Source organism: Plantactinospora sp. ZYX-F-223, from assembly GCF_039649625.1.
GTDB lineage: Bacteria > Actinomycetota > Actinomycetes > Mycobacteriales > Micromonosporaceae > Plantactinospora.
Genome location: NZ_JBDJAV010000001.1, coordinates 135,826 through 148,603 on the forward strand (window position 1 = coordinate 135,826; position 12,778 = coordinate 148,603).

Annotated in this window: 7 protein-coding genes; 5 read left to right on the forward strand and 2 right to left on the reverse strand. The window is 71.7% G+C overall.

Features of this window, described 5'->3' with window-relative positions; all coding sequences use genetic code 11:
* The first annotated feature begins 107 nt into the window (after nt 1-107).
* Nucleotides 108-2,753: an EAL domain-containing protein gene (locus AAH979_RS00545; protein ID WP_346256183.1), complete on the forward strand. Its 2,646-nt coding sequence runs from the start codon at nt 108-110 to the stop codon at nt 2,751-2,753.
* Nucleotides 2,754-2,800: 47 nt separating this feature from the next.
* Here AAH979_RS00545 and glyA read toward each other — a convergent pair whose 3' ends face one another.
* Together glyA and AAH979_RS00555 are read right to left on the reverse strand one after the other, a co-directional pair.
* Complete coding sequence (gene glyA, locus AAH979_RS00550) at nt 2,801-4,069, reverse strand: serine hydroxymethyltransferase (RefSeq protein ID WP_346256184.1); 1,269 nt, start codon at nt 4,067-4,069, stop codon at nt 2,801-2,803.
* A 150-nt stretch (nt 4,070-4,219) separates the two neighbouring features.
* Nucleotides 4,220-5,239: a LacI family DNA-binding transcriptional regulator gene (locus AAH979_RS00555; protein ID WP_346256185.1), complete on the reverse strand. Its 1,020-nt coding sequence runs from the start codon at nt 5,237-5,239 to the stop codon at nt 4,220-4,222.
* Nucleotides 5,240-5,724: 485 nt separating this feature from the next.
* Between AAH979_RS00555 and AAH979_RS00560 the strand changes: the two genes are divergently transcribed.
* The 4 genes from AAH979_RS00560 (at nt 5,725) to AAH979_RS00575 (ending at nt 12,732) form a co-directional block, all read left to right on the forward strand.
* The gene (locus tag AAH979_RS00560; RefSeq protein WP_346256282.1) at nt 5,725-8,190 is read left to right on the forward strand and encodes a glycoside hydrolase family 2 protein; all 2,466 of its coding nucleotides are present in this window, start codon (nt 5,725-5,727) and stop codon (nt 8,188-8,190) included.
* Between the two features lie 78 nt (nt 8,191-8,268).
* Nucleotides 8,269-10,284: a cellulase family glycosylhydrolase gene (locus AAH979_RS00565; RefSeq protein WP_346256186.1), complete on the forward strand. Its 2,016-nt coding sequence runs from the start codon at nt 8,269-8,271 to the stop codon at nt 10,282-10,284.
* A 119-nt stretch (nt 10,285-10,403) separates the two neighbouring features.
* Entirely contained in the window at nt 10,404-11,573 is a 1,170-nt protein-coding gene (locus AAH979_RS00570; RefSeq protein ID WP_346256187.1) for a hypothetical protein, read from the forward strand.
* Between the two features lie 49 nt (nt 11,574-11,622).
* Nucleotides 11,623-12,732 carry a serine/threonine-protein kinase gene (locus tag AAH979_RS00575; RefSeq protein ID WP_346256188.1) on the forward strand — a complete coding sequence of 370 codons (1,110 nt, stop codon included), beginning with the start codon at nt 11,623-11,625 and terminating at the stop codon, nt 12,730-12,732.
* Nucleotides 12,733-12,778: the final 46 nt, after the last annotated feature.

Sequence of the window (12,778 nt, forward strand, 5' to 3'; positions counted from 1 at the left end):
ACGCCCCCTGCCGATCGTTGGGGGTTGATAGGACTGGTTTCGGCCGTTCGGTCGGACCAGACCTGACCTGCACCACGTCCGTGCCCCCTCTGCGAAGGCATCCCGCCATGTTCGTGGCGCACATCGCGGACGACCCAGCCCGCCGGCTGATCGTCCGGGTCACCGAGACCGGTGCCCCTCTGCTCTCCGTGGGCGTCCTGATCGCCGCTCACCTCGGCGCGCTCCCGCCCTATGCGGCGGTCGCGGTGACCGTCGGCGCGGTCGCCGCCGTGGCCGCCGCCCGGCTGGTCCGGCTGGCCATCCGACTGCACCGGGGCGGCACCGGCTTCGGCCCGTGCCGGGGCGCCGGCTTCCTCGGCTTCGGCCTGGTCGGCAGCGCGCTCTCCGCGCTGGTCCTCTTCCTGGCGCCGGCCGAGGCCCGGTCGACGGTGGCGCTCGGCAGTCTGGTGCTGGCGTTCGCCCTCTACCTGTTCGGCATGATGATGCTGCCCGGCGCCGCGAGCACGGTGCCGGTACGGCTGCGCCGGGCCTTCGACGGGCTGAGTCTCGGCATCAGTCTCGCCTTCTCGGCCTGGGTGATCCCGCCGGACAGGCTGCCGCCGCTCGCCATGATCGCCGCGCTCTTCGCGGTCGTCGGTCTGCCGGTGGTCACCATCACCACGCTGCGGGCGTACGAGTACCGGCGCTCCGCCGCGCTCTGCGGCATCGGCGCCGGACTGGCGGTCTTCGGGCATTCGCTGATCGCGGTACTGGTTACCTACGGCGCACCGGCGACGTCGCTGCCGCTGGCCGCCATCTCGCTGGTCGCCGGCCCGGCGCTGATCGCCGCCGGTGCCCGGCGGGCCAATCCGGTGGCCCAGCCGACCACCGGACCGACCGAGCCGCAGACCACCCTGACCGCCTATCCGCTGCTGACGATTCCGGCGATCCTGGCGACGCTCTCCGCGCTCTGGCATCTGATCACCGTCGGCGAGTTCGACCACACCTCGATCCTGCTCGGCCTGGCCGTTATCCCGACCCTGGTGGTCCGGGAGGTGCTGGTGATGCTGGACATCCGCCGGTACGCCAAGCGGCTGAGGGACCAGGAGGCACACTTCCGCTCGCTGGTCTCCGGGGCCAACGACCTGACCATGATCGTCGGTGAGGACCTGCTCATCCGCTGGCAGTCGCCGACCGCGGCCCGGCTCTTCGGGCTCTCCGACGCGGACGTGCTGGGTCGGGCGTTCCCCAACCTGATGCATCCGGACGACGCCGCCGACGTCACCCAGGTGCTCACCGACGTGCTCGCCGGGCGTGACGTGCCGACCGGGCGCCCGCAACTGGTCACCGCCCGGCTGCTGGACGGGCACGGCGCCTGGCGGGACACCGAGTCCACCGTCAGCGACCAGCGGGCGGTACCCGAGGTGGCCGCGCTGGTGGTGCACGTCCGGGACGTCAGCGAACGGCAACGGCTGGAGCGCAAGCTCAACGAGCTGGCCTTCACCGACGAGCTCACCGGATTGGCCAACCGCCGGGAACTGATGCGGACCATCGTCACCCAGCGGGCGATGCCGGGGCACACCGGCGCGCTGCTCGTGATCGACCTGCACGGCATGTCCGGCATCAACGACGTGCACGGGCGGCAGATGGGCGACGCCGTACTGGCCGAGGCCGGGCGGCGGCTGAAGACCGGGGTCGGTGCCGCCGACGTGGTGGCCCGGCTGGGCGGGGACGAGTTCGCGGTGGTGACGGTGGACCGGCCGGTGCTGGCGTACGCGATGGGCACCCGGCTGCTGACCGCGCTGACCGAGCCGTATCCGATGCCCGGCGCGGTGCTGCACCTCGGCACCAGCATCGGCCTCGCCGACCTGTCCGGCGGGGACGGTGTCGACGACGTGCTCCGCCGGGCCGACCTGGCCAGGCTGCGGGCCCGGCAGCTCGGTCGCAACCGCGTCGAGTGGTACGACGACGAGCTGGAGGAGCAGTTCACCCGGCGGCTCGACCTGGAGCGCGAGCTGCCCGGTGCGGTGCAGCGGGGCGAGCTGGACCTGGTCTACCAGCCGGTGCTCGACCTCGACGACCAGCAGCCGGTGGGGACCGAGGCGTTGCTGCGCTGGCGGAGCCCGGCGCTCGGCACCGTGCTGCCGGCCGAACTGCTGCCGGTGGCCGAGGACCTGATGCTGGTGGAGGAGCTGGGCCGCTGGGTGCTGGACACCGCCTGCCGGCAGCTTGCCGCCTGGTCGCAGCGCCCCCGACGGCTCTGGATGTCGGTCAACATCTCGTCCCGGGAACTGACCGCGTCCGACTTCGTCCGCTGGGTGAGCACCTCGCTGGCCGAGCACAGGGTCGAGCCGGACCGGCTGGTGCTGGAGATCGCGGAGCCCCGGGGCGGGGTCGACGTGCCGGCGGTGGTGACCCAGCTCGCCGGGTTGCGGGCGCTCGGCGTACGGACCGCGTTGGACGACTTCGGCAGCGGGCAGGCGTCGCTGGCACAGCTCCGCCGGCTGCCGGTCGACTTCCTCAAGGTCGACCGGACCCTGGTGACCGAGGGCGGCAGCCGGGAGGGCGGGGGCAAGCCCTTCATCGACGTACTGGTCAGCCTCGGCAAGCGGTTCGGCTTGGAGATCATCGCCGAGGGCCTGGAGTCGCCGGGGCAGGTGGAGCAGGCCCGCAAGGCCGGCTGCAAGCTCGGCCAGGGGTACGCGCTGTCCCGACCCGCTCCCGCCGAGCGGGTCGAGGCGTATCTGGAGGAGTTTCCGAGCCCGTCCCGCTGACGACCGCGCGGGCGGCCCGACGGCCGGGACCCGCGCGGTCCGACCGGTCAGCCGGCCGCGTACCCCGGCATCGGGTACGCCGCCAGCAGGTCCCGGACCTCGCCGGCGATCCGGTCGAGGGCGGCCTCGTCGTCCTTGATCGCCGCGGTGACCGCCTCGTCCATCCAGGCCGCGACCTGTGGCATCTGCTCCTCGGTCAGGCCCCGGGTGGTGAGTGCCGGGGTGCCGAGCCGGATGCCGGAGGGGTCGAACGGCTTGCGCGGGTCGTACGGGACGGTGTTGTAGTTCAGCTCGATGCCGGCCCGGTCCAGCGCCTGGGCGGCCGGCTTGCCGGCGATGCCCTTGCTGGTCAGGTCGGCGAGGATCAGGTGGTTGTCGGTGCCGCCGGAGGAGAGCGTGAAGCCCCGCTCGACCAGCGCCGCCGCGAGTGCTCTGGCGTTGGCGACGACCTGGTGGGCGTACCGGCGGAAGTCCTCGGTGCCGGCCTCCCGCAGCGCGACCGCGATGCCGGCGGTGGTGTGGTTGTGCGGGCCGCCCTGCAGGCCGGGGAAGACGGCCTTGTCGATCGCGGTGGCGTGCTCGGCGGTCGTCATGATCATGGCGCCGCGCGGTCCCCGCAGGGTCTTGTGCGTGGTGGTGGTGATCACGTCGGCGTGCCCGACCGGTGACGGGTGGGCACCGCCGGCGACCAGGCCGGCGATGTGCGCGATGTCGGCCACCAGCACCGCACCGACTTCACGGGCGATCTCGGCGAAGCCGGCGAAGTCGATGGTGCGCGGCACGGCGGTGCCGCCGCAGAAGATCAGCTTGGGGCGCTCCCGGCGGGCCAGGTCGCGTACCTCGTCGAGGTCGATCCGGCCCGTTGCGGCCGAGACGCCGTAGCGGACCGGGTTGAACCACTTTCCGGTGGCCGAGACCGACCAGCCGTGCGTGAGGTGGCCGCCCATCGGCAGCGCCATCCCCAGCACCGTGTCGCCGGGGGAGAGGAACGCCAGGTAGACCGCGAGGTTGGCCGGGGAGCCCGAGTACGGCTGCACGTTGGCGTGCGCGACCCCGAAGAGTTCCCTGGCCCGGGTCACCGCGAGCGTCTCGATCGGGTCGACGAACTGCTGGCCCTCGTAGTAGCGGCGGCCGGGGTAGCCCTCGGAGTATTTGTTGGTCAGCACCGTGCCGCTGGCCTCGAGGACGGCGGTCGAGACGTAGTTCTCGGAGGCGATCATCCGCAGCTTGTCGTGCTGTCGGGTCGCCTCGGACTCGATCAGCCTCGCCAACTCCGGGTCGGCGGCGGTCAGGCTGGGAATCGGTGGTACGTGCACGGTGGTCGTCCTCCTGGCTGGTCTCCGCCTCGCCGCCGATGCTATCGGTTGCCGGGCGGGCGCCCGCAGTCGATGCCCCGCGCGCGGAGCTGTCGGTGTCGGGCGTTCGGGCTGTCGGTGTCGGGCGTTCGGGCTGTCGAGGCGCGGCGTTCAGGGCTGCCGGGGCGGTGCGGTGCTGCCGCGCGGGACGAGATGCGCGGTCTCGTCCTGGAAGTCGCCGAGCGGCTGCCCGGCGATGGCGGCGAGGAGCCGGCCGGCGGCGTGCGCCCCGTACGCCGGGATGTCCCGGTGCAGCGCGGTCAGCGACGGGTGGACGAGCTGGCAGAGCGGCGAGTCGTCCCAGGCCACGATGGAGACGTCGGACGGCACGGCCAGCCCCATCTCCTGGGCCACCGACAGCCCGGCGATCGCCATCACGTCGTTGTCGTACACGATCGCGGTCGGCCGGTCGGCGGAGCTGAGCAGGCGTCGGGTGGCCCGGGCGCCCTCCTCGCCGCTGTAGTCGGACGAGACGGTGACCGTACGGTCGAGGCCGAGCCGGCGGCAGGCGGTGCCGAAGGTCTCGGTGCGGATCTCGGTGTGCAGCAGCCCGGGCAGGCCGCCGACCCGGGCGATCTGGCGGTGTCCGAGCGCGACCAGGTATTCGAGCACCTCGGTCAGGGCCACGGCCTCGTCGGACCAGACGTGGTCGAGCCCGCCGCTGTGCCCCGGCCCGCCGATCACCACCGCCGGCAGGCGCAGCTCCTCCAGCACCGGCACCCGGCGGTCGTCGACCCGCAGGTCGCAGACGAGTACGCCGTCCACCCGTCGTTCGCCCCACCAGCGCCGGTATACCGCGATCTCGGCCTCCGGGCTCGCCACCACCTGAAGGGTCAGCGCGTACGACCGGGCGGAGAGTTCCGCCTCGACGCCGCTGATCAGCTCCATGAAGAACGGCTCGATCCCGAGGATCCGGGCCGGTCGGCAGAGCGCCAGCCCGACCGCGTTGGCGCTGGCTCCGGAGAGTGCCCGGGCCGCGCTGTTCGGGTTGAAGCCGATCTCCTGGGCGATGGCGAGAATGCGTTGCCGGGTGGCGTCCGAGACGCCGGGCTGTCCGTTCAGGGCGTAGGAGACCGCGCCCTTGGAAACCCCGGCCCGCCGGGCCACATCCGCGATTGTCGGTCGCTTCACCCGGCGCTCCTTCGTCTGCGACGACCCGAGTACCGGGTGGGCCGGTCGGGTCACCTGCCCGCTGCGTCGTCACCCGCACGCTGCGTCGTACTGCCGCACGAGCCGGTAAAGCTCGCGCAAGCCACGGGAGTGAACTTTTCCGGTTAAGCATAGCGATGCGGTTATCGTGCCGACAGTGCCGGCCGGCCGGTACGGGCTCGGGAGAGCGCTCGGATATTTCGAGGTGGAGAAGGCTGGGGAAGCGCTTACCTGGGGGACTCGGGCATCGATTGCCGGCCATTCGTGGCCGAATCGGGGGCCGTTGACAGGGCGCAGGGCCGCCCGTACGGTGACTTTACTTATCCGGTTCAGTCGACATCTCTCGATGTCTTGGGCGTGCCTCCCGGTCCGGCGACGATGCCCTCCACCAGGGAAGGCGCGCCGAGGTCGCGACCGGCCGGGACCCGAGAAATGATCGGTCACGACCCGAGGAAGTTGAGGTGCCCGTGACGTCCTGGCAGAGCCTGCACGACGGCTGGTCGCTGACCGCGATCGGCAACCCGGAGGTCCCGGAGGCGGTCGCGTCCGCCCCGGTCCCGGCAACCGTGCCCGGCTGCGTGCACACCGACCTGCTCGCCGCTGGACTGATCCCGGACCCCTACCTCGACGAGCACGAACTCACGCTGGGCTGGATCGGCCGCACCGACTGGTGCTACCAGACTACCTTCCGGTGGGACGGCGGCGACGGCGACCGGGTGGACCTGGTCTGCGCCGGCCTCGACACGGTGGCGACGGTCACCCTCAACGACGTCGAACTCGGCCGCACCGCCAACATGCACCGGAGCTACTCGTTCGACGTCCGGCAGGTGCTGCGGGTCGGCGACAACGTGCTGCGGGTGCGGTTCGACTCGGCGTACCGCTATGCCGAGGCAGAGCAGCGGCGGCTCGGTGCCCGGCCGAAGGCGTACCCGACGCCGTTCAATTTCATCCGCAAGATGGCCTGCAACTTCGGCTGGGACTGGGGTCCCGAGCTGGTCACCGCCGGGATCTGGCAGGAGATCGGGCTCCGCACCTGGCGGACCGCGCGGCTGGCCGAGGTCCGCCCGCAGGTCACCGTCGCCGGTGCCGAGGGCCGGGTCGAGGTACGCGTCGAGGTCGACCGGGCCGACGACGGCGACAGGGCCGAACCGCTCACCGTCCGGGCCACCGTGGCTGGCGAGGTCGCCGAAACGGTGCTCGCGCCGGGGCAGCGCGGCGCCGAGTTGACCGTCACTGTCGCCGACCCCGAGCTGTGGTGGCCCCGGGGGCACGGCGGGCAGCCGCGCTACCCGCTGACCGTCACGCTGCACGCCGGGGAGCGCGAGCTGGACGGCTGGCAGCGGCAGATCGGCTTCCGCTCGGTACGCCTTTCCACCGCCGCCGACGAGCACGGCTCGGCGTTCACCGTCGTCGTCAACGACCTGCCGGTCTTCGCCAGGGGCGTGAACTGGATTCCGGACGACTGCTTCCCGCACCGGGTGACCCGGCAGCGCTACGCCGAACGCCTCCGGCAGGCCTGCGACGCCAACATCAACTTCCTGCGGATCTGGGGCGGCGGCCGGTACGAGTCCGAGGATTTCTACGACCTCGCCGACGAGCTGGGCCTGCTGGTCGGGCAGGACTTCCTCTTCTCCTGCGCCGCGTACCCGGAGGAGGAGCCGTTCCGCACCGAGATCCGGGCCGAGGCGGCCGAGCAGGTCGTCCGGCTGGCCAGCCATCCGAGCCTGGTGCTCTGGTTCGGCAACAACGAGAACATCTGGGGCTGGCACGACTGGGGCTGGCAGGCGGAGCTGGCCGACCGGACCTGGGGCGCGGGCTACTACTTCGACCTGCTGCCCGGCCTGCTGGCCGAACTGGACCCGAGCCGGCCGTACTGGCCGGGCAGCCCGTGGTCGGGGCGGCCGGAGATCCACCCGAACGACCCGGCGCACGGCAGCATGCACATCTGGACGGTCTGGAACCAGCTCGACTACACCCACTACCGGGACTACCTGCCCCGGTTCGTCGCCGAGTTCGGCTGGCAGGGCCCGGCCAGCTACGCCACGCTGCGCCGGGCGATCCCCGGCCGGGAGTTGGCCGAGGACTCGCCCGCGATGGCGCACCGGCAGAAGGCCGGGGACGGCCAGCTCAAGCTGGCCCGAGGGCTCGACGCGCACCTGCCGGTACCGCGCGACTTCGACGACTGGCACTACCTGACCCAGCTCAACCAGGCTCGGGCGGTCAGCGTCGGGGTGGAGCACCTGCGGTCGTACCGGCCGGTCTGCATGGGCAGCGTGGTGTGGCAGCTCAACGACTGCTGGCCGGTCACCTCCTGGGCCGCCGTCGACGGTGACGGCCGCCGCAAACCCCTCTGGTACGCGCTGCGCCGCGCGTACGCCGACCGGCTGCTCACCATTCAACCGAGGCAGGGCGGGCTGGCCCTGGTCGCGGTCAACGACGGGGGCGCCCCGTGGACCGGGCGGGTGGACGTGACCCGGCTGACCCTGGCCGGCGAGCCGAGGGGCAAGGCGTCGGTCGAGCTCTCCGTGCCGCCGTACTCGGAGTACACCTGGGCGCTGCCGGCGGACGTCGCCAGCCCGGACGACCCGCGCGCCGAACTGCTGGTCGCCGATCCCGGCGGGGACGGCGAGCGGAGCTTCTGGTTCTTCGCCGAGGACCGCGAGCTGGCCTACCCGCCGGCCGGATACGACGCCACGGTCGAGCCCTCGCCGGACGGCGTTCTGGTGCGGGTGACCGCCCGGACGATCCTGCGCGACCTGGTGCTGGCCCCGGATCGGCTCGATCCGGCGGCAGAGGTCGACGAGGCGCTGGTCACGCTGCTACCGGGGGAGTCGACCACCTTCACCGTACGGTCCGCGGCACCGCTGGACCCGGCGGCGCTCACCGCCCGTCCGGTACTCCGCTGCGTCAACGACATGGTGTCGCAGCACTGATCCGCAGCACCTTGATCCGCAGCACCTGATCCGCACCCCTGTTCCCGGACACCGCTCCCGGAAGGATCACCACCGCCCATGAAGCGCCATCTCCCGCTGCTGCTGGCGCTGGCCGGGCTGCTGCTCGCGGCCTCGCCGGCACCCGCCTCCGCCACCCCGGCCGGGTCGCCCGGCTCCGGACAGCCCGCCGGCTCCGGCCAGTCCCCGGCCGGCTTCGTCGTCCGCAAGGGCGACCAGCTCATGCTCGACGGCAAGCGGTTCCGGTTCGCCGGGACCAACAACTACTACCTGATGTACAAGTCCCGGACCATGGTCGACGACGTCTTCGCCGACGCGAAGGCGGCCGGGTTCACCGTGCTGCGGCACTGGGGCTTCCTCGACATCGGCACCCCGGGCGGGACGGACTCGGTCGCCGGGCCGGCCGACGGGGTCTACTTCCAGTACTGGGACGGGGCGAAGCCGGCGTACCGCGACGGGCCGGACGGGCTGGACCGCCTCGACTACGTCCTCTACGCCGCCCGGCAGGCCGGGATCAAGCTGGTGATCCCACTGACCAACAACTGGCGCGACTTCGGCGGCATGGACCAGTACGTCCGCTGGCGCGGCGGGCAGTACCACGACGAGTTCTACACCGACCCGGTGATCCGGGGCTGGTACAAGGACTGGATCTCGCACGTGCTGAACCGGACCAACACGCTGACCGGGGTGGCGTACAAGGACGATCCGACGGTGATGACCTGGGAACTGGGCAACGAGCCGAGGTGCAAGGGCTCCGGCGTCTATCCGACGTCGCCGACCTGCACCCCGGCGGTGCTGACCGCCTGGGCGGACGAGATGACCCGGCACATCAAGTCGATCGACCGCCGGCACCTGGCCAGCGTCGGGGACGAGGGCTTCTACTGCGACGACCCGACCAGCGCGGACTGGACGGTCAACTGCGGTGAGGGCGTCGACTCGGTGGCGCTGACCCGGCTGCCCGCGGTGGACGTGGTCTCGTACCACCTCTATCCGGACCACTGGGGCACGGACGCGGCCTGGGGCGTGGAGTGGATCAAGCGGCACAACCGGGACGCCCGGCGGCTCGGCAAGCCGGTGATGCTCGGCGAGTTCGGCTACGTCGACAAGGCGACCCGGAACCCGGTCTACCAACAGTGGACGGACGCGTTCATCGCCAGCGGCGGCACCGGCTTCCTCTACTGGATCCTCTCCGGCGTCCAGGACGACGGCACGCCCTACCCGGACTACGACGGCTACACCGTCTACTGCCCGAGCCCGGTCTGCACCACGCTGTCGAACGCGGGGGACACGCTCGTCCGGGGGCAGCGCTCCCGACCGCCGGTCGCCGACGCCGACACCGCGGTGACCGAGTCGGGCACGCCGGTCACCCTCTCCCCGGCCGCGAACGACATCGCGTACCGGTCGACGGTGCGGCCGGCCAGCGTCGACCTGGATCCGGCGAGCGCCGGGCAACAGCGCTCGGTGACCGTCACCGGTGGCGGGTTCGCGCTCGACCCGGTCACCGGGACGGTCACGTTCACTCCGGCGGACGGCTTCCAGGGCCGGACCGTCGCCTCGTACACCATCCGCGACCAGGCCGGTCGTACCTCGAACCCGGCCGACCTGACGGTGACGGTGAAACCGGCTCCCGGTGACCCGATCCTGATCGCCTCCTGGGAGACCGGGGTCGAGGGCTGGGCACCGGGCAACTGGCAGACCGACGCCGGGACAGTGGCCCAGACGACGGACTTCCACACCCACGGCACGGCCGGGCTGCGGGTCGCGGCCACCGGGGGCGGCTGGTTCGGGGTGGCCCTGCCCAGCCCGGTGGACCTGTCGGCCAAGGCGACCCTGCGCTACGACCTGCGGGTCGACGCCACGATCGGCACGTCGAGTTCGATCGCCGTGCAGACCGGCGAGGGGTGGGCCTGGTGCCAGTCCACCTTTCGCTGGGTGTCGCAGGGCACCGCCACGACGGTGACGGTCGACCTGCTCACCGAGATGTCCTGTGACACGGCGGCGCTGGCCGACGTACGTGGGATCCTGATCTGGGTCAGCCCGGGCACCCACGACCTGGACCACCTGCGCGCCGAGTGACCGCCTGCGGTTGACGACGTACGACGGGCCCCTGCCGATCTGGCGGGGGCCCGTACCGTTTCGCGATTGATCGCGTCGAGTTACCCTTTAGATACTTAGAGTTGTCGATAGGGGTCGACGTGGCGCCCGATCAGACTCAATCGCTCCGTTCTCCGCTCCGGACCATCGAAGGGCTCGACCGCACGCTGCTGGCCCAGTGCGGGATCGCCGACGTCGACGACGTCAGAAGAATCGTGAACCGCCCCGGCACCGGACTCGTCGTCACCGCCTACCAGGGCAACCTTGCCGGGGTCTACCACTGGGCGCGTTACCTCGTGGAGAAGGGCTACGACCGTCCGCTCCTGCTGGACGCCAACCGGTACGGCGGGAACGGGCGACTGCCCGCCGCCACCCCGTTCAACCCGGACTGGTTGGCACGGCAGCGGGACCTGGGACTGCCGGTACTCACCGACTCGGGTTACGTGGGGCCGGGCGACCTTGACGGGCTCGCCGCGATCCTGCGCCAGACGGCGATGATCGACGACGCGATCGCACTGCTGCCGCTGCACCTGTCCTGGCTCAGGGTGCCAGGCGCCCGAGACGCCCTGCTGCGGCAGGTGCGCGCCTTCGCCGTACCAATCGCGGTCGTCGTCGAATACCAGGCCGACCCGTTCGGCGTACGCGGCGTCGTCGACGGCCTGATCGACCTGTTGAACTGCGAGGTGCCGCTGCTCGTACTGCGCTGCGACATCTCCGCGCTGGGCGCGATCTGCTGCGGCGCGGTCGCGGCGGCGGTCGGCACCCGCGCCGCCCTGCGCCACCTCTACCCCATGGTTCCGACGCCGTCGCGTCGCCGTCGGTCACCGCCAGCGCCGTCCGTCGTCGTGTCCGGCTGCCTGTCGTACAAGCGGCTCGGCACCGTGGCCCGGACGAAACGACGGCACCCGGACAGCAACCTGTGGTGGTGTGGCTGCTCGACCTGCGAGGGCAGGGACCTGGACTGGATACTGCACCGCCCTGAGTGGATGCGGGAGCGGCTGTCCTTCCAGCACTCGCTCGACGCCCTCGTCGAGTTGCGGGAACAGCTCGTCGGGCCGGACCCCCAGCAGGACCAGTTGACCTGGCGGGCCCGATGCGCCAATGCCGCGTACTGGCGTCGGGAGGTGGGCTGGGAGCCGCTACCCGCCCTCGACCGCTGGCAACAGGCGATCGGGCTACCCCCATCGGATGATCCGTCGCCCCCGCCATACCGTCCGGGTCGGAGCATTCCGCCGCAACGGGGGAGTGATCGGACGACATCGCCAGAGTGATCGCCGGTAATGTGCTGAGGGCCATCGTTATGGGGAGGCGATCCGGCGCGTGACTGTGCCACCCACGTTGCAGCAGCTCGGCGACTACCGGCTCATCCGTCCACTTGGGTCGGGAGGCATGGGAGACGTCTACTTCGGTGTGTCGCCGACGGCGGACCGGGTCGCGGTCAAGGTCATCCGACGGCATCTCCTCGCCGATTCGACGGTGCGGCAGCGGTTCGCCGCCGAGGTGGAGAGCCTGCAACTCGTCTGGGGCTCGCGGGTCGCCCGCCTGGAGGCCGCCGATCCGCTCGGTGATCCCGCCTGGCTCGCGGTCGAGTACGTTCCCGGCTCGACCCTGATGCAGCACGTCGAGCAGCGCGGCCCACTGTCGATGCCGCTGGTGGCGATGGCGGGAGCGATGCTCGCCGACGGGCTGGACCGGGTGCACCAGGCCGGTCTGGTGCACCGGGACCTCAAGCCGCACAACATCATCCTGGGCCGGGACGGTCCGGTACTGATCGACTTCGGCCTCGCGGTGCTCACCGAGCGGGGCGACTACCTGACCGATCCCGGTGGGCTGGTCGGCACTCCCGACTACATGTCCCCGGAGCGGATCCAGGGCGAGCGAAACATGGCCGCCGGCCCGGACATCTACGGCCTCGCCGCGACGCTGGTGTTCGCGCTCACCGGGCACAAGCTCTACTCCGCCGGCAACGGACTGCACGGACTGCTGCTCCAGATCACCGACCCGGACGTGCTGCCGGATCTGTCCGGCGTCCCGGTCGAGGCGGTACCGGTGCTCGGGGCGATGCTCGCGCACGATCCGACCGCCCGGCCCAGCCTGGCCGCCGTCCGGACCCGGCTGCTCGCGATCGCGACCGCTGGCGGGGTACCGGTCATCGAGATGCGTCGTCGGGTGGGCGAGCTGACCTTCGACGGCAGCACCGAGATCGTGGTGCCGCCGGAGTTCGCCGATCCGTCGACGGATCCCGAGGACACCCGGCCGGACAGTGACGGCAGCCCCGACGCCGGGCCGGACACGGCGCTTGACCCGGATCCGCCGGTGCGGTTGCCGAGCACGCTGGTCGACGCCGATCCGCCGGACAAGCCACGCGCCGAGGTCGGCTGGCTGATCGACAAGCTGCGTCAGCAGTACGCCCGCCGCCCCACCCTCTGACCCCGTACGCCGCTCGACACCACTCCGCTCGACACAACAGAACATC